The sequence below is a fragment of the Prevotella sp. ne3005 genome (assembly GCF_900110085.1).
Taxonomy (GTDB): Bacteria; Bacteroidota; Bacteroidia; order Bacteroidales; family Bacteroidaceae; genus Prevotella.
This window is the reverse complement of record NZ_FOCK01000001.1, coordinates 601,976-623,340: the sequence shown is the minus strand read 5'-3', so window position 1 is coordinate 623,340 and position 21,365 is coordinate 601,976. Positions and strand designations below refer to the sequence as shown.

18 protein-coding genes and 1 tRNA gene are annotated in these 21,365 nt (G+C 50.8%); 5 read left to right on the top strand and 14 right to left on the bottom strand.

Annotated features, from left to right (window positions below; genetic code table 11):
* Positions 1 to 20 precede the first annotated feature (20 nt).
* Both BMY16_RS02545 and BMY16_RS02540 read left to right on the top strand, forming a co-directional pair.
* Complete coding sequence (locus BMY16_RS02545) at positions 21 to 1,034, top strand: aspartate-semialdehyde dehydrogenase (RefSeq protein WP_091839620.1); 1,014 nt, start codon at positions 21 to 23, stop codon at positions 1,032 to 1,034.
* A complete protein-coding gene (locus BMY16_RS02540; RefSeq protein WP_091839617.1) occupies positions 1,024 to 1,509 on the top strand; it encodes a hypothetical protein in 486 nt (161 codons plus the stop codon). Before BMY16_RS02545 ends, BMY16_RS02540 begins: the two co-directional genes overlap by 11 nt.
* On the opposite strand, the gene BMY16_RS02535 is transcribed toward BMY16_RS02540, so the two are convergent.
* Positions 1,479 to 2,288, bottom strand: coding sequence for a DUF4249 domain-containing protein (locus BMY16_RS02535; protein WP_091839615.1), 810 nt, complete (start codon positions 2,286 to 2,288; stop codon positions 1,479 to 1,481). The two genes, BMY16_RS02540 and BMY16_RS02535, sit on opposite strands and share 31 nt — an antisense overlap.
* A 4-nt stretch (positions 2,289 to 2,292) precedes the next feature.
* Positions 2,293 to 4,353: a TonB-dependent receptor plug domain-containing protein gene (locus tag BMY16_RS02530; RefSeq protein WP_091839612.1), complete on the bottom strand. Its 2,061-nt coding sequence runs from the start codon at positions 4,351 to 4,353 to the stop codon at positions 2,293 to 2,295.
* A gap of 92 nt (positions 4,354 to 4,445) precedes the next feature.
* On the opposite strand from BMY16_RS02530, the gene BMY16_RS02525 reads away from it, so the two are divergent.
* Entirely contained in the window at positions 4,446 to 4,913 is a 468-nt protein-coding gene (locus BMY16_RS02525) for a hypothetical protein (RefSeq protein ID WP_091839609.1), read from the top strand.
* Here BMY16_RS02525 and BMY16_RS02520 read toward each other — a convergent pair whose 3' ends face one another.
* The 3 genes from BMY16_RS02520 to rsfS are packed head-to-tail and all read right to left on the bottom strand — an operon-like array spanning position 4,914 to position 8,254.
* A complete protein-coding gene (locus BMY16_RS02520) occupies positions 4,914 to 5,765 on the bottom strand; it encodes a phosphatidate cytidylyltransferase (protein WP_091839864.1) in 852 nt (283 codons plus the stop codon).
* Between the two features lie 2 nt (positions 5,766 to 5,767).
* Positions 5,768 to 7,837, bottom strand: coding sequence for an ATP-dependent zinc metalloprotease FtsH (ftsH, locus tag BMY16_RS02515; RefSeq protein ID WP_091839606.1), 2,070 nt, complete (start codon positions 7,835 to 7,837; stop codon positions 5,768 to 5,770).
* A gap of 57 nt (positions 7,838 to 7,894) precedes the next feature.
* Positions 7,895 to 8,254 carry a ribosome silencing factor gene (gene rsfS / locus BMY16_RS02510; protein ID WP_091839603.1) on the bottom strand — a complete coding sequence of 120 codons (360 nt, stop codon included), beginning with the start codon at positions 8,252 to 8,254 and terminating at the stop codon, positions 7,895 to 7,897.
* A gap of 179 nt (positions 8,255 to 8,433) precedes the next feature.
* Here rsfS and BMY16_RS02505 point away from each other — a divergent pair.
* Positions 8,434 to 8,504: transfer RNA gene (locus BMY16_RS02505), tRNA-Gln, on the top strand.
* A 34-nt stretch (positions 8,505 to 8,538) separates the two neighbouring features.
* On the opposite strand, the gene BMY16_RS02500 is transcribed toward BMY16_RS02505, so the two are convergent.
* The 4 genes from BMY16_RS02500 to BMY16_RS02485 form a co-directional block, all read right to left on the bottom strand.
* Positions 8,539 to 10,347 (bottom strand): DUF349 domain-containing protein, encoded by a 1,809-nt coding sequence (locus BMY16_RS02500; protein WP_411267763.1) that lies wholly within the window; start codon positions 10,345 to 10,347, stop codon positions 8,539 to 8,541.
* A gap of 113 nt (positions 10,348 to 10,460) precedes the next feature.
* Positions 10,461 to 11,387 (bottom strand): magnesium transporter CorA family protein, encoded by a 927-nt coding sequence (locus BMY16_RS02495; protein ID WP_091839597.1) that lies wholly within the window; start codon positions 11,385 to 11,387, stop codon positions 10,461 to 10,463.
* A 274-nt stretch (positions 11,388 to 11,661) separates the two neighbouring features.
* On the bottom strand, positions 11,662 to 13,119 hold the full coding sequence (locus BMY16_RS02490; protein WP_091839595.1) for an aminoacyl-histidine dipeptidase: 1,458 nt from the start codon (positions 13,117 to 13,119) through the stop codon (positions 11,662 to 11,664).
* 2 nt (positions 13,120 to 13,121) lie between these two features.
* Complete coding sequence (locus BMY16_RS02485) at positions 13,122 to 14,168, bottom strand: lysylphosphatidylglycerol synthase transmembrane domain-containing protein (RefSeq protein ID WP_091839592.1); 1,047 nt, start codon at positions 14,166 to 14,168, stop codon at positions 13,122 to 13,124.
* A gap of 339 nt (positions 14,169 to 14,507) precedes the next feature.
* Between BMY16_RS02485 and rsmA the strand changes: the two genes are divergently transcribed.
* Entirely contained in the window at positions 14,508 to 15,314 is an 807-nt protein-coding gene (gene rsmA / locus BMY16_RS02480; RefSeq protein ID WP_091839589.1) for a 16S rRNA (adenine(1518)-N(6)/adenine(1519)-N(6))-dimethyltransferase RsmA, read from the top strand.
* 404 nt (positions 15,315 to 15,718) lie between these two features.
* On the opposite strand, the gene BMY16_RS02475 is transcribed toward rsmA, so the two are convergent.
* The 5 genes from BMY16_RS02475 to amrB all read right to left on the bottom strand — a co-directional run bounded on the left by BMY16_RS02475 (position 15,719) and on the right by amrB (position 21,317).
* Positions 15,719 to 16,465, bottom strand: a complete 747-nt coding sequence (locus BMY16_RS02475; protein WP_091839586.1) for a peptidylprolyl isomerase — start codon at positions 16,463 to 16,465, stop codon at positions 15,719 to 15,721.
* 12 nt (positions 16,466 to 16,477) lie between these two features.
* Positions 16,478 to 17,863, bottom strand: a complete 1,386-nt coding sequence (locus tag BMY16_RS02470) for an MATE family efflux transporter (protein ID WP_091839583.1) — start codon at positions 17,861 to 17,863, stop codon at positions 16,478 to 16,480.
* A complete protein-coding gene (locus tag BMY16_RS02465; RefSeq protein ID WP_091839580.1) occupies positions 17,860 to 18,927 on the bottom strand; it encodes a glycerate kinase family protein in 1,068 nt (355 codons plus the stop codon). The genes BMY16_RS02470 and BMY16_RS02465 overlap by 4 nt, the downstream gene beginning before the upstream one ends.
* Before the next feature lie 97 nt (positions 18,928 to 19,024).
* Positions 19,025 to 19,888: an AmmeMemoRadiSam system radical SAM enzyme gene (gene amrS / locus BMY16_RS02460; protein WP_091839577.1), complete on the bottom strand. Its 864-nt coding sequence runs from the start codon at positions 19,886 to 19,888 to the stop codon at positions 19,025 to 19,027.
* Entirely contained in the window at positions 19,869 to 21,317 is a 1,449-nt protein-coding gene (amrB, locus tag BMY16_RS02455; RefSeq protein ID WP_244512825.1) for an AmmeMemoRadiSam system protein B, read from the bottom strand. The genes amrS and amrB overlap by 20 nt, the downstream gene beginning before the upstream one ends.
* Between the last annotated feature and the right edge of the window lie 48 nt (positions 21,318 to 21,365).

Genomic DNA, 21,365 nt, shown 5'->3' with positions numbered 1-21,365 from the left:
CAATTAAAGAAATAGGCAAGATGAAAGTAGCAATTGTAGGTGCGAGTGGTGCCGTGGGACAGGAGTTCCTGCGTATTCTCGACGAACGTAATTTTCCGATGGATGAACTGGTGTTGTTTGGCTCAGAGCGCAGTGCTGGCCGCAAGTACACCTTCAAGGGTAAGGAGATCGAAGTGAAGTTGCTTCAGCACAATGACGACTTCAAGGATATCGACATCGCCTTCACCTCTGCTGGTGCCGGTACGTCGAAAGAGTTTGCCGAGACCATCACGAAATATGGTGCCGTGATGATTGACAACTCGAGTGCCTTCCGTATGGATGATGATGTGCCCCTGGTGGTGCCTGAGTGCAATGCCGAGGACGCCCTGAACCGTCCCCGTGGCATTATTGCCAACCCGAACTGCACAACCATTATGATGGTGGTGGTATTGCAGCCCCTGGAAAATATTTCTCACATCAAGCGTATCCACGTAGCTTCTTACCAGAGTGCCTCAGGTGCAGGTGCTGCTGCCATGGCCGAACTCCAGCAGCAGTATAAGGAGATGGTGGAAGATGGCGAGGTGAAGACCGTGAAGAAGTTCGCCCACCAGCTGGCTTATAACGTGATTCCCCAGATTGACGTGTTCCAGCCCAACGGCTATACGAAGGAGGAGATGAAGATGTATAACGAGACCCGTAAGATCATGCATACCGATGCCAAGTGCTCGGCCATGTGTGTCCGCGTCAGCTCATTGCGCTCTCACTCGGAGAGTGTATGGATTGAGACCGAGAAGCCTATCAGCGTGGAGGAGGCCCAGAAGGCCATCGCCGCTGCACCTGGCTGTACGTTGAAGGATGATCCCGCAACGCTGACCTATCCGATGCCGCTGGAGACTGCCGGCAAGGATGATGTCTACGTAGGACGTATCCGTAAGGACCTGAGCGACGAAAACGGTCTGACATTCTGGCTCTCAGGCGACCAGATCCGCAAGGGGGCTGCCTTAAACGCTGTTCAGATTGCCGAGTATCTGGTTAAGGTTGGAAATGTTAAGTAAGAAAACAATATGGAGGGCAGCCTTTCTGGCTGCCCTTTTATTCCTCCCTGCTTGTGGTGCGGGCGATGACGATGGGCGCCGCCTCGGGGATATCATCGTCGGTACCTGGCAGCGTGGCTGGGGCGAGGGTGATGTCATCATTGATGGCACTACGGAAATAAAACCGGAGGAAATCGCCTATGATAAGTTTGTGTTTACTGGCGACGGCACTTACAACGGTATGGTGCGTAAGGGCTCGTTCTCTGCCTGGAGTTTCGACGGCAGTCTGATCTCTGAAGGTTCTTATCAGTGCGATAATTACAATATGAAACTGGAATACACCGATTCCGAGGGTGTAGACCGGAAAATCTTGGCTCAGGTGGTATCGTTTACTGAAGAGACCATCTGGCTGAAGTATGAGGATGAAACACACCACGTGACGGTGGCCTTTGTCATCCGCAAAGGTCAGTCTTCATCGTCGTTGACAATCAAATAACTGGAATAGACCAGCTCATAGATAAGTTCGCTATGGGCAGAGAAATAACCGAGACAGCCTCCTGTGAAGTTGTCGATAGGATTCGTGCTCGTCTGGTCCATGGTCCCCATGGATTTGAGAAAATCGTAGGCACCCCTGTCGATGGCGCGGATGACGATCTTTAGCCTGTCGCCCTCGTGGAGCACTCCATCTTCGTTGCTGCCCTCACGGAAGAAGCCGAACAGCTGCTGTAGTTCCTTGTTGGGGTTGGACTCGTCCTTCAAGGCAGCCCAACGGTAGCCTAAGCCGTTGCGGTAGATATGCACGAAATAGTAGTTGTTTTCGTTGGGGATATCCTGTAGGCGGATGTCGCCGAAGATGTAATCGTTGGACAACATTTTCTTCCTGACAATGCGGAACTCGTTCATCATGGGCATGCGCTGCATGGTGGATGACGAGGTGAAGTGATAGCCGTCGAGGTCGATGTCAAGGTGATAAGTAGTTCCTGGAATACCTTTGAAACCAGAGGTATAAAAGCCGTTGTTGCTGTAGGGGATGGTCATGTGGGTACCGTCGTCGGTCGTGAGTATCACCGTCGCATTGTTGATGTTGCTGCTGGTGGTATTGTCATCCATGGGCTTGGTGTTACTGATGCGAACGGTAGTCCCCGTGTTAGAGACGAAAGCCTCGACCACATATCTCATGTCGGCATCGTGGTAGTCGATGTCAATCTCCTTCTCACAAGCGGTAAGGATGAGGCCACTCGTTAAATATATAAGGTATAGGAGGTGTTTCTTCATCGTTTCAGAATTTGATGTTAAACGATACGCTCGGCAGGATGCCGAAAAGACTGTACTGCGTGGCCTTTGTGCCGGCACCGTTCTCGCCGTCCTCGAAGTTGATGAGATAGGGGTTATAACGGTTATAGATGTTGTAGATACTGAAGACCCACTCAGTAGAGTGCTTCTTGTATTGTTGACTCCAGACGGCGCTCACGTCAAGGTGGTGATAGTCGGGAGCACGATAGCCATTGCGCTCAGTGTAGTAGTAGATCCAGTTGTCTTCTAGCTGGTATTTTGCACTGGGGGCTGTAAATGCCTGGCCACTGTTAAAGATCCAAGAGGCACTGAACATCCACCGCTTGTTGAGTTTATACATGGCCACAATATTAACATCGTGGCGACGGTCGTTGTTGGCATCGTACCAGCGGCCTCCGTTCACACCCTCGATCTTCGTCTTCGACCATGAGAGGGTATAGCTGGCCCAACCCGTCAGCCGTCCGTTGTTCTTGTGGGCGCTCAGTTCCACTCCGTAGCCTTTCCCCTTGCCGGGCAATACGAGGCGTTCAATCTCAATCTCACTGCTGAAAGTCTTGCCGTCGCGATAGTCGATTACGTTGTCGATGAGACGGTAATAGGCTTCTACAGAGAAGTCATAGGTCTGTAAAGGGGTCATCATATAGAAACCTGCACTCACCTGATCGGCCACCTCGGGCTTGATGATGTTACTGCTCATAGTGTAGCGGTCGAAGGGGGTGGAGGTGCTTTGATTGCGGAGGGCATGGACATTCTGCGATGTACGGGTATAGCCCAGTTTAATGCTAGTCAGCTCGGTGGTCTGCCAGTTCAGCGAGAGGCGTGGCTCCAACGTTGTATGGGTCTTCACAATCTCGTTGTTACCATAGTTGTAGTACCAACCTATGGAACCGTCGGGCTCGATGTCGTAGTAGAGGGAACCGCCTAAGGGAGAGAACAAGTTGAGGCGCAGACCTGCCGACACATTGATCTGCTTGGTCAAGGGGAGGCTCATATTGACCCAGACTGCATTCTCCCAAGCCCGGCGTTGTTCTTTCTCATGGATGCTGATATGTTCCCACTCGGCCGATTTCACGTTCAGCAGGGCTGTCTGCACACCAGCATCCATCTGCCAAGTGCCCAACGAGAGGTGCAGGTCCTCGCGGAAGCCTGTATGACGGATATGGCCTGAGAACCAGGCGTTGAGGTCGAGAATGTCGATGCCGTTGTCTGTGTCATAACCGCTGTAGTAGGCTGTGGCCTGTGAATAGTTGCCGTCGTTGTTGAAATGGTGAAGCCACTTCAGACTGGCAGAGAGGTTCTGCCAACCAATATCGGCCAGTTCCTTAATGACCGTACGGTCGTTTCCTGTAAAGAAACTGAGAAACAGTTGGTTACGACGGTTAATAATCCAGTCGGCCTTCACGTTTACATCGTAGAAATAGAGTTTGTTGCCCTTAAACTCATCAGAGAAGTTCAAAAACAGGTCCATGTAACTACGGCGTGCTGTCAGGAGCAGTGCAGCCTTATCCTTCACGATGGGTGTCTCAAAGGTGGCCTTCGTGGCCAACAGTCCGATGTTCAGACCACCATGTAGGTGCTGTTTATTGCCTGTGCGTCCTGTGATGTCGAGCACAGCCGATGAGGCGTCGCCATACTGGGCAGGTAGCATTCCTTTATATAAGGTGGCTGCAGCCAGAGCATCGTCGTTGAAAGCAGAGAAGAGTCCGCCCAGGTGACTGGCGTTATAGACGGGTGAGAGATCGTAGAGTATCAGGTTTTGTGCCGCCGTACCACCTCTCACCTGGAAACCACTGGAGGCATCGCTCTCAGCCTTGACACCGGGTAACAGCTGGATGGAACGCATGATGTCGCGCTCGCCGAAAAGCTGTGGCGAGGCAGTCAGTTCCTTCAACTGCAGCTGTTCGGCACCTGTCTGTACCTGTTGCACACGCTGGCGGGCAGAGTTGGAAGTCACAACCACCTCGTCCAGACGTTCCGTCCGGATGGTGTCTTCCTCTGCCAGAGGCAGGGCAAAAAGTGTCGAAAGCAATAAGTTAAGTGCAAACATGGCTGCAAAGTTAGTGTTTTTTCTTCATATTTTTGAATATCTTCGGTTTTTTTCTTAACTTTGTCGCCAGAAACCATTAACAATTCGTGATTATGAAGAAAATCTTTGTAGCCCTTGTGGCAATTGCAGCGTTTTGCGCCTGCAGCAGCGAGAAGAAAGAACTCGCCTATCGTGGACTCTCCATGGGCTTGCCCTTCCAGACATTCATCGACTCTCTCCAGCAGCGCGGCTTTGCCGTTGACTCGGCTAAGACCGACTCTGCTTTCCAGATGGTAGTCATGGGCTGCGATGCCGTGCGTTATCGTCTTGTGATTGCTCAGAAGGACGGACAGGTGGCTGCCCTTCAGGAGAACTGGAATCTCCTATCTAACGACAGTACTCGTCAGCTCTGGCAGCAGATGCGTGATGACTTCGAGAAGGACCTTGGTGCCTGGCCCAACATGCCGAAGCACGGTGACGACCACAAGGTGGCTAAGTTTGAGGCCGACGGCGGTTTCATCACTCTCACCCTCGAAAATACTTACAAACCGACACTTACTGTCCGTTACGACAGGAAGTAATCAGAAAACAATCAGCGTATAGATATAGACCGTGGCAGCGGGGAAGGCCAGGAGGGAAGAGTCGAAGCGATCGAGCATTCCTCCGTGGCCAGGCAGGATATGTCCAGAATCCTTAATGCCAAGGGTGCGCTTGAAGAGCGATTCTATGAGGTCGCCCCAAGTGCCGAAGACGACAACCATCAGTCCAAGACCTGCCCACTGGATGGCAGAGAGCTGAAACTGGTTGACGCCATATTGTTCTGTGAGATACCATACGCCAATGGCTGCAGCCATCACGAGGATGCCTCCGCCTATGCTGCCTTCCCAGGATTTTCCCGGAGAGATGCGAGGGAAGAGCTTGTGCTTGCCCAACAAGGATCCGCAAATGTATGCACCGGCATCGTTGATCCATAGGAAGACGAACACGCAGAGGGGCAGTATGGGGTCGAAAGTGACGAATCCCTGTGGTGAGAAATGAAAGGCAAGGGCGTTGAGCAAAGAGAAAGGCAGAGCGATGTAGAGCTGGCTCATCATCGTGTATGCCCAGTTGTTGATGGGGTCCTCGTGCTTCAGGTAAAGTTCTTCTACCATGAGGTAGATGAGTGTGACGAGATAGGGGATGAAGACGGCCGAGGGCGTGAGCTCACTGCTGTACCCCGCCATGGCAAGGAAGAAATAGACGCCTGCCACGGTGCAGATCATCCTGTTGGTTGTAACTCCCTCGCGTTGATTTACCAGACCGGTGAACTCCCAGACGGTGAGCCCTGTGACAAGGGCGAAGAGCAGTACCATGGCCTCTGGGCGCAGGAAACTGCAAACGATGGCAGCCACGAAGAATACGGCTGTGATGGTGCGTACGATAAAGTTATTCATATTCACGCTTCGGTTTTATCATCTTCATCTTCTTTCTTCTCCAAACCCTTGGCGGCTTCCTTTGCAGCCTCGGCCTCTAATTCCTTGGCACGCTCCTCAGCCATACGCTCGGCATCGGCCTTCATCTGGGCTTCGAGCAACTCCTCAGAACGACTGATCCAGGGACGTTTGCCGAAAATCTTTTCTACATCTTCGGCGAAGATTACCTCACGGTCGATAAGCAACTGAGCCAGTTGGGCATGCCCCTCCTTGTGCTCCGTCAGGATTTTCTTGGCGCGCTCGTACTGTTCGTTGATCATGCGCAGCACCTCGTCATCCATAATCTTGGCCGTTGTCTCGGAGTATGGCTTTTGGAACTGATATTCCGCATTGTTGTAATAGCAGATGTTGGGCAACTTATCGCTCATACCGGCAAAGGCAATCATACCATAAGCCTGTTTGGTGGTGCGCTCCAGGTCGTTCATGGCACCTGTGGATATATGACCAATGAATAGTTCCTCAGCAGCACGTCCTCCTAAGAGTGAGCACATCTCGTCGAGCATTGCCTCCTTTGTCTGAAGCACGCGCTCCTCAGGCAGATACCAAGCGGCACCAAGAGCTTGACCGCGCGGCACAATGCTGACCTTCACCAATGGGTTGGCAAACTCAGTGAACCACGAAATGGTGGCGTGGCCTGCCTCATGGATGGCTATCGAACGTTTCTCGGCCTCGGTCATCACCTTGGTCTTCTTCTCCAGACCGCCGATGATACGGTCGACGGCATCGAGAAAGTCCTGCTTCTTTACCATCGAACTGTTATGACGGGCCGCAATCAGGGCTGCCTCATTGCAGACATTGGCGATATCGGCACCCGAGAAACCTGGGGTTTGGCGGGCGAGGAAGTCGATATCTACACTATCATCGATCTTCACCGGCTTGAGATGTACCTTAAATACCTCCTTACGCTCGTTGAGGTCTGGCAGGTCGACATGTATCTGACGGTCGAATCGTCCTGCACGCAACAAGGCGGAGTCGAGCATGTCAGCACGGTTGGTGGCTGCGAGGATGATGACACCCGAGTTGGTGCCGAAGCCGTCCATCTCCGTGAGGAGGGCATTCAACGTGTTCTCGCGTTCGTCGTTACCACCCATGGCAGGGTTCTTGCTGCGGGCACGTCCCACTGCATCAATCTCGTCGATGAAGATGATGCAGGGTGACTTCTGCTTTGCTTGCTGGAAGAGGTCGCGGACACGACTGGCACCGACGCCGACGAACATCTCCACGAAATCGGAACCTGACATCGAGAAGAACGGTACGCCAGCCTCTCCGGCCACAGCCTTTGCCAACAACGTTTTACCCGTTCCTGGAGGGCCTACAAGCAACGCACCCTTGGGAATCTTACCACCTAACTCGGTATATTTCTCCGGATTCTTCAGAAAATCCACGATTTCCTGAATCTCCTGCTTGGCACCAGCCTGACCAGCCACGTCTTTGAACGTGATGCCTAGGTCGCCGCCCTTCTCGTACATCTTGGCTTTCGACTTGCCAACGCTGAAGACACCGCCTCCACCGCCCATGCCTCCACCACCCATGCGGCGCATGAAGAAGATCCATATTCCCACGATGAGCAGGATGGGTAGCATGTTATAAATGATATTGGTGAAGAACTCGTTATCACGCTTATTTTCATAGGAATAACTGCCAGTGAAGGTCTTGTCTTCCTTGGCTTTCTCGATGAACTCCTCTACTTGATCGATGCTGCCGAACTCTACCTCGACATAGGGATCAGTGCCCGTCTGCTGTGTACCCTGATGGAACACGTCGCGGATATGTTCCGGCTTGACATACATCTTGATGGTACTTTGCGACTTGTTGACAACAATCTTCGAAGCATAGCCGTTAGTGACCATCGACTTGAACTCAGAGTAAGTGGCTGTCTTGGCTACACTGCTGTTAGTGGGACCGCCACTGGAGAAATAAAGTAGTCCGAGGGCCAGGATGGCGATGAAGTAGATCCAGTTCATGTTAAACCGGGGCATATTCATCTTCGGGCCGTTGCCGTTATTATTGTTTTGTCTTTGATTATTATCCATTATTATTCACTTTTCATTTTTTACTTCTCATTCTTCACATCTCACTTTTCACTTCTCCTAGTCCAAGTCAGGAATCCTTGTCAGGGGAGCATCTTCCCACAGGTGCTCTAGGTCATAATATTCCCTAACGTCTGGTAGGAAGATATGTACTAGTACGTCGGTATAATCCATGGCTACCCATTGGGCATTCTCCAGACCCACCACGTGGGCAGGCTTTTCATGCAACTGTTCCCTGACCATATCGCCGACAGACTCCGTGATGGCTTCTACCTGTGTTGGGGAATTACCCTGACAGATGATGAAATATTGGCAGATAGTGCCTTCAATCTTCCTCAAGTCTGCAATCACGATGCTACTGCCTTTCTTCTCCTGAATGGCCTCTGTTATTGTTTTGACTAATGTCTTTGTTTGCTCCATTAAAATATAAATAGGTGAATTTGTCTGCAAAGTTACTGTAAATCGCCCGAAATACAAAAGAAAAGAGAAAAATTTGCGCTTTTTTATAATTTTTCCCCTAAAAGTTTGGTTGTTTCCAAAAAAAGCACTACCTTTGCACCCGCAAAACGGAACAAGGTTGTTCTGAAGCGAAAAGACATTGGGGTATGGTGTAATGGTAACACTACAGATTCTGGTCCTGTCATTCTTGGTTCGAGTCCGAGTACCCCAACTAAAAAAAATCCCGCCAATCGGCGGGATTTTTTTTATTCTTGGTTCTGTGCATCGATCGCCTTGATCTTCTCACGAACGAGGTTCATATCGTCCTTCAACTTCTGTACCTTACGATTCATCTCGTCGATGAGACTGTTGCCCTTCTTGCTGCTGGCATTAAGGAAACCGAGATTGTTCTCATAGGTCTGTACCTCCTGCTTGAGGGTCTCATATTGACGGAACAGACGGGCTCGCTCGTTGTCGAGGGCATTCTCTCCGCGTTCTGCCACCTGCTTGAGATTCTGCTTGAAGTTGTTCAGACGGCGCTTGGCCACGCTGATGTTCAGATCCTTGTAGAGCTTATCAAGCACAGCATGATACTCCTCGAAGATCTTGTCTTTCTCCTTGAAGGGTACGTGGCCGATGGCATTGTACTCCTCAACGAGCTTCTGCACCTTCTCCTGAATATTGTCGCCAGTCTCCTGAGCTATGGCCTTGAGCTTCTCGATTACCTCACGCTTTTTGTCGAGGTTGGCATGCTCTTCATTGCGCTGACCTGCTCCAGCGGCATTACGGGCCTCAAAGAATTTGTTACAGGCACTGAGGAACTCTGCCCACAGCTGATCGCCTAATTTCTTGGGTACGATACCGATGGTCTTCCATTCTTTCTGCAGGGCAATGAACTTGTCGCCTGTCGACTTCCAGTCTGTGGAGTCTTGCAGGGCCTTGGCTTTCTCAATGAGGGCACGCTTCTTCTCTGCATTGTCTTTGAATGTATCTTTCAGTCCCTTGAAGTATTCAGCCTTACGACCGAAGAAATCGTCACAGGCAGCACGGAATCGCTCGAAGATTTTTACATTCATCTTTTGAGGAGCAAAGCCGATGGTCTTCCATTCTGTCTGGATATCAATGATTTCTTTGGTATGCTTTTCCCAGTCACCACTGCCTTTATTCTCCTTGGCAGCAATAGCCTCCACCTTCTCACAAAGGGCGGTCTTACGAGCCAGGTTATCTTCTTCCTTGGCACGGACACCCTCGAAGTGCTGCTGATGGCGCTTGTTGATGATAGTGGATGCTGCCTTGAAGCGGTTCCAGATTTCTTCGCGGAGCTCCTTGGCTACAGGGCCGATCTCACGGTATTCCTGGTGGAGCTTCTGCAACTGGTGGAAAGCGCTGATGACATCCTCCTCTTCGGCGAGGTCCTCGGCAGCCTTGCACAAGCGCTCTTTCTGCTCCTTATTTTTCTTGAAGTCATATTCACGGGCCTCACTGTTCAGGCGGAGCATGTCGTAGAACTGCTCTACGTAGAGCTGGTAGTTACGCCATAGTTCGTTGGCCTTCTCAGCAGGTACATTCTTGATTTCACGCCACTGCTGCTGCAGGGTTTTGAAGTCCTGGTAGTTCTTGTTGGCATCCTCGGGGGTGGTAATCATCGCCTTAATCTTGTCGATGATAGCCAGCTTTTTCACCAGGTTCTCCTGTTTCTCCGCCTCCTGCTCTTTGAAGATCTTGGCGCGACGCTCCTTGATGATACCCATTTCGGCCTTGAACTTCTCCTCGTCTTCGTCGGGGGTGATTACATACTGTTCGGGGTCACCGCCAGCATCGAGGTAGGCTTTCAGCTTGGCCTCACGCTCAGCAATGTGCAGCTTGTAGAAGGCTGTCTTCAGATAGTCGACCTCTTCTTTCTGGGGTGCCTCTTCGCCATGGGCGATATCCTGCACACGACGCAGCACCTCGGCCTTGGTCTCATAGACCTTACGGGGCTGAGCTTCTTCTTCGTTTACAACTTCAGGAGCTTCTACTTCCTGGCTTACTTCTTGTTTTACCTCCTGTTCGAGGATCTTGTCTTGAGAGTCCATCATTTAACTATTTAGTTATTGACAATGAGTATAATGATGCGGTGCATCATCGCATTTGGGGTCAAAGGTACTAAAAAAGTAAAGAATAAAGCCTAAAATAAAGCTAAAAGATGTTAAACTAGCCGTTTGTGGCGGAAAATCCACCATGCAATGCCTGAAATTGCCACCGAAATTATCATGGCAAAGACAAATCCCCAGGGTTTATTCTCCATGCCGTTGATGAGGTTCATGCCAAACATGGAGGTAACTAATGTGGGAATCATCATGAGGATTGTGACCGATGTCAGCGTACGCATCACCGTATTCATATTGTTGTTGATGATACTCTGGTAGGTATCCATCGTCGACTCAAGAATGTTGGAGTAGATGCTGGTGGTCTCACGGGCCTGGGTCATCTCAATATTCACATCCTCAATGAGGTCGGCATCGAGTTCGTCAATCTGCAACTTGAACTTCAACTTCGACAGCAGGTTCTCGTTACCTCGGATGGAGGTCTGGAAATAGGTGAGTGAGTCCTGCAGACGGCTGAGGCCTATCAGGCTCTCATTGTTCACCTCACGGTCCAGGTTGCGCTTGGCCTTGTCGATGAGCATCGAGATCTGCTTCAGGCGCTTCAGGTACCAGACGGCACTGGAGAGGAAGATGCGGAAGATCATATCGACATAGTCGGTGAAACCCTCGTTACGTTTCTGCTGGAACGATACGAAGTCGATCATCATATTGGTCTCGTAATAGCAGACGGTGATGGTGACGTCACGCTTGTGGATAATACCCAAGGGTACAGTGGTATATGGCGTCCTTGACCGTATCTCCTTGACATAAGGGATACGGAGGATGATGAGCATCCAACCGTCGTCGTACTCATAACGGGCACGCTCATCGGTATCGCTGATGTCCGACATGAAGTAGTCAGGGATGTTGTACTTCTCTTCGAGTTCGTGCTGGTCTTCTTCGGTGGGGCATGTCACCTGTATCCAGCAATTGGGCTGCCACTCTGAGAGTTGGTTCAGTCCGCCTTGGGTGTTCCAGAAAGTCTTCATTGTGCTAATCCTTTTTTCGTTTGTGAAATGGTTTTAGCGGCAAAGGGATTAGCAGCCTTGCTCGCTCATCCCCCGCCATTACTTTTCGTAATTGTCCGCCGGGTAATCGTCCATAATTTATTGAAAGTTTAATTTATCGGGTGCAAAGATAAGAAATAAAAATGAAAAAATGAAAAAATGAAAGAATGAAATTAACCTGCGATGCGATTTTTTATCCATTCTTTCATTTTTTATGCTATTTTTGAGGTTTTCATTTCCTCATTATTTCATTCTTTCATTTTTCAGGGATATCCTCGAGGGCTTTCTTCAGGAGCGTCCAGAAGGGCTCGACAGTGGCGATGAGGGCACGCTCGGTAGTGGTGTGGGGCGATTTCATCGTTGGTCCGAAGCTCACTACGTCGAGGTGTGGATACTTGCCGAGGATGATGGAACACTCCAGTCCGGCATGGTCTACCTGGATGATGCCGTCCTCACCGAAGAGGTCCTTGTACTCTTTCAGCAGGAGGTGCAGAATCTCAGAATCGGGGTTGGGATCCCAACCACCGTATGAACCGGCTGTCTCCACCTTCATACCTGCCATGTTGAAGCAGCTCTCAAGCGTCTTCACGATATAGTCCTTCATGTCCTCACGGCTACTGCGGGCGAGAATTTTAATCATCGACTTACCTTCACCGATGTTGATGATGGCGAGGTTAGAGGATGTCTCTACCACGTTGGGGTAGGAGGGAATCATGCGTACCACGCCGTCGTGACAACCGTAGATGACGTTGATGAGGTTGTCCTGAATCTCAACGGGAATCTCTTTCTTCGGTGTCTCTACATCCTCGCAGATGACCTCGATACCACTTTCTATACCCTTGAACTCATCGGTGAAGTCCTCGAGCCAGTCGGCTGCAAGTTCTTTCAGGGCTGCCACGTTTTCCTTCGGAAGCGTCAGCACGGCTTCTGCCTTGAAGGGGATGGCGTTACGCATGTTACCACCCTGCCAACAGGCCAGGCGGGCCTCGCACTCTTCGATGGCTTCACGTACCAGTCGAACCAGGAGTTTGTTGGCATTACCGCGTCCTTCGTGGATCTCCAGACCAGAGTGTCCGCCACGCAGACCCTTTACGGTCACCTTTACGGCAGCATCCTCTGGGTCGGTGTCCACCTCCTGATAGTCGAGGGTGGCAGTGATGTTGATGCCTCCTGCAGAGCCGATGACGAATTTGCCCCAGTGTTCAGAGTCGAGATTCATGAGGATATCGCCATTGAGCTCACCTGCAGGCAGGGCGTTGGCACCAAACATGCCCGTCTCTTCGTCGGCAGTAATCAGGGCCTCCACAGGTCCATGTTTCAACGACTTGTCCTCCATGATGGCCATGATGGCAGCCACGCCAAGACCATTGTCGGCTCCGAGGGTGGTGCCCTTAGCCTTTACCCACTCGCCATCAATCCATGGTTGGATGGGATCCGTCTCGAAGTTATGGGTGCTTTCAGGTGTCTTCTGGGGCACCATATCCATGTGAGCCTGCAAGATTACGCCTTTCTTGTTCTCCATACCGGGTGAGGCAGGCTTGCGCATTACGATGTTGTCGGCAGGATCCTTGAAGACCTCTACGCCGGCCTTCTGGCCGAAGTCGAGCAGGAACTGCTGTACTTTCTCCAGATGTCCGCTGGGACGTGGAACTTGTGTCAGTGCATAGAAGTTCTTCCAGATGCACGCTGGGTTTAAGTTTTGAATTTCACTCATAGTTATGTTGTCTTAGGGTTTAAACGTTTCGTAAATAAGAGGGCTGCCCAAGCATAGATGCCAAGGGCTACCACGAGTAGTGTCTGTACGGAATGTACGATTAGCACGAACCAGAGGGCCTGTTCGTCAGCCACGCCATAGAGGATGAGCATCGTTTTGATGGCAAAGTGCCAAGGCCCCGCTCCATTGGGGGTTGGGACGATGACAGCGAAGTTGGCTACCACGAAGGATACTAGTGCACAACCGATGCCGAGGTTGGCTGTAAAGTCGAAACAGAAGAAGGTGAGGTAATAATGCAGGAAGTACATCACCCAGATGCCGATGGAGAAAAAGAGATATAGCGGCAGGTTCTTGATGCCTCGTAAGGAGAGCACCCCTTCCCAGATACCGCTCAACGTCATCTTCACCTTATTATATATAGAGAAGTTTTTCAGCAGGAGGTGCAACAGGATGAGGACGGCGATGCCACAGACGGCTGTCACCAACCATCCTGTCAGCGAGAAACCGCTCAGGATATGGTTGAAGGAGGTACCTGTCTTCTTGAAGAAAGTGCCGAAGATACTCATCTCTATCAGTAGGATGATACCAGAGTAGAGCATCACAATCAGGGTGTCGACGGCCCGTTCTGTCACCACGGTACCTAATGCCTTGCTGAACGATACGCCATCGTAGCGCTTCAGTATGGCACAGCGAGAAAACTCACCGATGCGCGGAATCACCAGACTGGCTGCATATGAGATGAATACGGCATAGATACAGGTGGTACTGCGAGCCCGTATTCTGGGGTCGGAAGACGACAACTTGACCGTACTTGGACTCAGGTCCTCGATAGGGTCTAGTGTCTGTTTCCATCGCCACCCTCGGAACATCTGTGCCAGGATGCCAAATGGAAACGACAGGAGCATCCATGTCCAGTCCATCTCTTCGGTCAGGATATGACTGATGCGCCCGAAGTCCTCACCACGGTACATCCAATAGAGAATCGCTCCTCCCAATAGTATCGGGAAGATGATTTTGGCCGTATTGGTGAGGATTGTTTTTGCTTCCATGGGTGCAAAGATACGAATAATAATTGATTCGTGTCAATGAATTGCCTGTTTTTCGCCGTTTTGAGTGTTTTTTCTTGGCTGTGTACGTAAACAGTAGTACCTTTGCAGCAGAAATAATAATAAAAAGGATAACGTTATGGTAGTATTATTTATGATTACATTCATCGTTGCCGTTTGCGCAGCCGAGGCTCTCAGAGCAAACAATGGCATGAATCTTGGAATGAAATAAGTTTTAGAGAGAGAAGAAAGCATAGTTAGGGACGGGCAGGAATTCATTCTTGCCTGTCTTTTTTTACTTTTCATTTGGCTTTTCGCCTGAAAACCCTTATCTTTGCACCCATGAAACAAGTTCGACCTAAGAAGAATCTCGGTCAGCACTTTCTGACCGACCTGAATATCGCCAAGCAGATAGCCGATACGGTTGATGCATGTCCTGAAATACCTGTCCTGGAGGTTGGCCCCGGAATGGGGGTGATGACCCAGTTTCTCGTAGAGAAGCCCCGGCCTTTCAAGGTTGTTGAGATCGATCGTGAGTCTGTGGCTTACCTGCAGGAACATTTTCCACGTCTTATTAATAATATAATAGGTGGTGACTTCCTCCGTATGGATCTCCGTGAGGTCTTCGAGGGCCGGCAGTTTGTGCTGACGGGCAACTATCCCTATGATATCTCGTCGCAGATATTCTTCAAGATGCTCGACAATAAAGACCTGATTCCCTGTTGTACAGGTATGATCCAGCACGAGGTAGCCCTGCGTATGGCCTCGCAACCTGGCAACAAACAGTACGGTATTCTCTCTGTCCTGATTCAGGCCTGGTATCATGTGGAATACCTCTTCAAGGTTGAACCGGGTGTGTTCAATCCTCCTCCCAAGGTTCAGAGTGCCGTTATCCGTATGACCCGTAACGATGTTACAGACCTTGGCTGTGACGAACAACTTTTCCGTAGAGTGGTCAAAACGGTGTTCAACCAGCGTCGTAAGATGTTGCGCGTTTCTCTCCGTCAAATCTTCAACGGTGCTAATCAGGGTTCGGCAGCCTTCTTTGAGGACCCGATGATGACTCGCAGACCCGAACAGCTATCTATTCCTGAGTTCGTTGACCTGACCAATAAAGTGGAAAAAGAGCTGTTTGCGGGCACAATTTGAATGTGTTCGCACACAATCACTTGATTTACATCAAAAGAAAGGCACTTTTTTGAGGAAAGTGCATCATATTTCTTTGAAGATTGCAAAAATCGTCGTACCTTTGCATCGTCAAAAGGAAACAATTGACAATCTTCAATAGAAGACACAATAATACAGAGGTATTAGTTAAGGTATATAAAGATTGAATTAGGTTTTAGTTAGAGTTAATAGTTAGTTAGAATTTTGGTTTTAGGTTTATTAATGATTGATTGAGATAGGTATTTCTAAGGTGTTAGAAAGTTGTTAGTAAGGATAACAAACGCAGTGGTGACACTCCGTTTTTCTCAGAAAAAGGTTTTTAGTTATTCATAGATTGTTGGCGCCGCCCTTGAGTCGTTGATGACCCTTGAGCGGCTTTTTTTTGTCTATTTCTTTCTGACGGGCTTCCTGACAACTTTCTTCGTAACAGCTTTCTTCTCTGGCTTTGGCTGGGGTAGATCCTTGGTGACAGTAGCCTTCAGGATGCGGATATCCTCCAGGGGACGGTCGTTCTTGTCTGTCTTCACCCCTTGTATCTTCTCCACAATGTCCATACCCTCAACCACTTCGCCAAACACGGTGTATTGACCGTCCAAATGGGGTGTGCCACCAACAGTCTTATAGACTTCCAACATCTCTGGGGTAAGCTTCACTTGTCCTTGGGTAGCTGAGTCGAGTTTCTCCTGTACCTTGGCCAGACGTTTGTCATCGTAGACCTTTCCCCAAACGATATAGAACTGGCAGGCTGACGAGCGACGCTCAGGATTCACCTTGTCACTCTCGCGGGCCATTGCCACAACACCACGACGGTGGAATATCTGAGGCAGACGGAACTCGGCCTCAGTGGTATAGTCAAAATCACCAGTACCCAACAGCTGACCTGGTTTGGCGTGCTTGCTGTTCGTGTCGCCACTCTGAATCATAAAGTCCTTGATGACACGATGGATCAGCAAGGAGTCGTAAACGCCCATCTTCGTGATTTTCAGGAAGTTGTCGCGCGTCTGGGGCGTCTCGTCATAGAGGGCAATACGGATGTTGCCTGCTGTAGTCTCAAAGAGCACCTCAGTACTTTGCGCTACGCTGAATGATAAATGACCAATGAAAAATGATAAACATAATAGAATTCTACGCATAATTCTTAAATTTTAGTATTTCACTTTTAACTTCTCCACCCAGCCACCTTTGAAGAGCCTGGTCAGGAAGATGCTGCCACGCAAGGTGAGCTCGATGGCCATTGCTGTCCACACACCCTTCAGACCGAACATCGGAGCGAGGCTGGCAGCCAGCGTCAATCGGACGAACCACATCGAACAGAGGCTCATGATGGCAGGAATCATCGTGTCGCCAGCACCTATAAACACACCGTTGGCCACGATGGCAGCAGCAAACATCGGTTCTGCCCAGGCCTCGATGCGGAGCACCTCAGTGCCAAGGGCAATCACCTCCTCCACAGGTGACATGATGCCCATCAACTCTGGGGCAAAGACCCACATCAGGATACCCATCAGGGTCATCACGGCGATGCCCAGTCCTACTGACATTCTGGCAAACGAGCGGGTCAGCAGCTTTTGTCCTGCGCCAATGCCTTGTCCTACAAGGGTGGTGGCTGCCTCGGCGATGCCATAGCCAGGCATATAGCAGAGACTCTCCACCGTGATGGCGAGCGAGTGGGCCGCAATGGCGATGGTACCCAAAGGTGCCACGATGAGGATGCTCACGATATAGGCTCCTCCCATCAACATGTGCTGCAATCCCATGGGGGCTCCTATCTTAAAGGCTGTGCTGACCGTATCCGACTTGGGCTTGAACGATCCTGGACGACTGACCAGTGAGAGCATCTTCGACTTCACCAACAGGAAATACAGCATCAGTCCTGCCGTAATCAGCATGGCCAGTCCTGTTCCGATGGCTGCTCCCATCACTCCCAGTTCCAGTATATATATAAATAGGTAGTTGAAGCAGACATCCATCACGCACATGCCGATGTTCAGGATCGAGGGAATCTTCATGTTGCCTGAACATTTCAGCATCGAACCAGCCAGACCCTCCATCTGGAAGAAAATGCCACAGGCACCGAAGATGGCGAAATAGACCGAGGCGTCGTGTACAATCTCCTCCGACCCTCCCAGCCAGTAGGGTAGGAAGGGTGAGATGGCGAGGGAAATTGTCGTGGTGATTAGTGCCCATATCGTAGAACAAACCAGCGATTGCCGCAAGACCCTGCGTGCAGCGTCAAAGTCGTTGGCGCCAATGAAGTGGGCCACCTGCACAGAGAATCCCATGTTTGCAGCAGAGGCTAGACCGCCCATCAGCCATCCCGTCGACTCCACCAGTCCGATGGCTGCTGAGGCTTTTGCTCCCAGATGTCCCACCATCGAGGCATCGATGAAGAACATCACCGTTGCAGATATCTGTGCCAGGATGGAGGGAATACTCAAGCTGACGATGAGCCAGAGTTTTTCTCTCTGCGTCATCGTCTTTCCCTCCCTGATATAGGAGAGCAGCAGTTCGCTGTTCTTTACTTTCTTCATCTGCTCATGATGCTTGTGCTGGTTGTAACTATCGTGTGTCGTATGTTTTCTTTTGCCACCTCTTGCTTCATCGCTTCCTCGAGGGCGATGCCTGGTGGGTTGATACATGCCACATTGGCAAAGCCCGCCTTCAGCAGTTCCTCTCGATCACTGATCTTTCCTGCTATCAGACAGACAGGTACCTTTCCTGCCTGTTCCAGAATACCCACGGGCAATTTCCCCATCAGCGTCTGACGATCGGCAGAGCCTTCGCCAGTGATAATCAGATCGGCATCCTTGACCATCTCCTTGAATCGGATGGTGTCGAGCAACAACTGGATGCCCGAGATGCACTTTGCATCAAGGTATTGCAGGAAGGCATAGCCCAGTCCGCCTGCAGCGCCAGCCCCCGCCATCTCAGAACGGTCATAGCCGAAATGCCTGGCAGAGACCTCGGCAAACTTCCGGGCCCTTTCGTCAAGGGTAAGCACCATCTCTGGTGTAGCTCCCTTCTGTGGGGCAAACACGTGGGCTGCACCATTCTCGCCACAAAGCGGATTCTTTACGTCTGAGGCTATCGTAAAGCTCACATCCTTCAATACCTCAATGTCATCCCATCGTCCATGTCTGGCAAACGTATCTATCAGCGCCCTGAGCATACCCACTCCAGCATCACTGGTGGCACTACCGCCAAGACCGATGATGATCTGTCTCGCTCCTTTCCTGACAGCATCAGCCACCAGCTGACCTGTGCCATAGCTTGTGGCTACCATGGGGTTTCGTTCTTCCTTGGCCAACAAGGTGAGTCCACTGGCTTTTGCGATTTCTATCACGGCCATCTCGTTGTGCAACAGGTACTTAGCTGTGATAAGCCGCATCAGCGGATCCCTCACAGTAACCTCCTCCAATTGTCCACCAACGGCAGCATGGAAGGCCTCCATATAGCCCTCCCCACCATCGCTCACGGGCACCTCCACAACCTCAGCCTCAGGAAAAACGCTCCTGATGCCTTCTGCAGCTGCCCCGTTAGCCTCCTTCGAGGTCAGACAACCCTTGAATGAATCTATTGCAACAATGACCTTCATACTACCACATGAATCTTTGCCCTGCAAAGATAATCCTTTTTTCCGAGACTACTACTGTTTTTACGTTTTTTCGTATTTGGTGGTCTGCCTGAAATGCCTATACATTCCCTAGATACACATGTTCGATGCCTTCGTCGAGGGCGATACGCTGGGCTGCTTTCAAGGTGGAAAGGGGTGTGGGAGGCAGGTCCTGCATTTTATAGCGTGGGAAGAACCTGCTGAAATGGAGAGGTGCATGGGCAAGACCATGAGCCACCAGCCACTGACACATCTTCCGGATCATATCCATATCGTCGTTAATGGTAGGAATCAGGAGGTTTGTCAGTTCTATCCACACGCCAGCCTCCTTCATGGCGAGGATGGTGTCGAGCACTGGGGCGAGATGCCCTCCACTGACCCGCTGGTAGATCTCATCGCTGAACGATTTCAGGTCTACGTTGGCCGCATCGAGATAAGGTAGCAGGTCGGCAAGTGGTTCCTGACAAACATAACCTGCTGTTACGAGGATGTTCCAGAGTCCCTTCTCATGGGCCAGACGGGCAGTCTCCGTCACATATTCTATATAGGTAAGGGGCTCCGTATAGGTGTAGGCGATGCCTGGACAGTGATGCTCCAAGCAAAGACGAACCACCTCTTCTGGCGCCAGATCATAATGGCCCACCTCGGAAGGTGCAACCTGAGAGATGTCATGATTCTGACAGTTCAGACAATGGAAGTTACAACCCGTACAAGCCAGGGACAGACAGGTCGTCCCTGGATGGAAATGATACAACGGTTTCTTCTCGATGGGGTCGATGGCCAGCGAACAAGGCTTGCCATAGACCTCGCTGACGAGTTCGCCATCGTGATTCCTGCGACTACGACAAAGGCCCGTCTTGCCATTGGCTATCCTGCAATGATGCGGACAGACCAAGCACTCCACCCTGCCGTCCTCTAATGGCTTAAAATACAATGGCCTCATACACAAACAGTTCTGCGTCGCGCCAGCCTTCCCAACCAAGTCCGGCCTTGTCTTGTGAGCAATGCCCCACAAACTCCTCTTTCGTCCAGTTCACCTCATCGGCCACCTGTGGCAGGAACGTCCCGCTGCGATAGCCCTTACGGATATAGATGCCATGACGATGCAACTCGAATTCATCGAGGCTGTGGATGCGCCGCATGGGGGTGAGGACGGAAATCTCAATATCCAGGTCATCGAGTTCATCGCGCGTCACAGGCATGAATCGGGGGTCTTCGAAAGCGGCAGCACGCGCCATCTCTGCCACCATCTCATGCAAAGGCGTGTCTTCACCAAAATGTCCGATACAGCCCCGCAGCTGACCATGCTTGTGGAGGGATACAAAGGCACCGCATTTCTGTTGCAGTATCTCAGAAACCTTGCCCCCCTGATACTCCTTGCCATCGAGCGAATCCTTAATGCTCTCATAGGCTATCTTCTTCAGCATCTGCTTCTCCTCGTCGGAAAGTGAGAACGCCTTCTTCTCACCCCTCAGGATCGCAAAGGCGTGATAGCCCACCACGCGACTGTGGTCATGGTCATCGATATCTCCAGAGTTCTGATACAACAGGTGTTTCACCTCGTAATGATGGTCCATCATCAGCATCAGTGTTACGATGGCCAACTCCCCACAGGCACTCGTTGCCAGATTGCGGATGCCACTATCGGCATTTTGGTTGATGGTGGTAATAAACGCCTCCACATCACCACTCTCAAGGGCCTTTCCCGTCTTGGCATCCACCTTGCAGGCATCCTCATACGACGGATAATGGGAAAAGTCGCTACTCACGATGAAGAGATTCTCGTCTGTGAAATAAGGCTTCAGCGCATCCGCCAGACGTTGCAGTTTCCTGAAGTCGTTGGTTGAGATGATAATAGGTACGATGGGAGGCACCTCGCCAAGGCGTCTTTGCAGGAAAGGCAGTTGTACTTCCAGACAGTGCTCTCTGTCATGGGCCTCAGGACGATAGGCAAAGCAGCTGTCGGCAGCAATCAGCTTCCTGGCTGTCTCTCGATCCACCTTCACCTGTCCTAATGGTGTGGCGTAATAGTCGGCCTCACTATTCACCGAGGCTCCATCCAACCACTCATGATGGCTGGGTCCCAGGAGGAAGATACGCTTAAACGTCTTCCCTTTGGGCAACGCCATATAGGCCTTAGCCGCCACATTGCCCGAGAAATAGTAACCAGCGTGGGGCACTATCAGGGCTGCCGCCTCGTCATACTGTTGGTCATTGGCGTGAAGCGCCAGAAAACTGTCCACCTCGTGGCTCAGCCTCTGGGCATTGCCATCGTAGAATCTTCCTGCCTGTGTGGCTGGCCTCACCACAGGCTCCTGCTGATTGAACATATTCATCATGATGATAGCTATTACTATGATTAATATCGTCATATGCCGCAAAGATACAAAAAAATCCTCAATAATTTGCAATTATGAGAA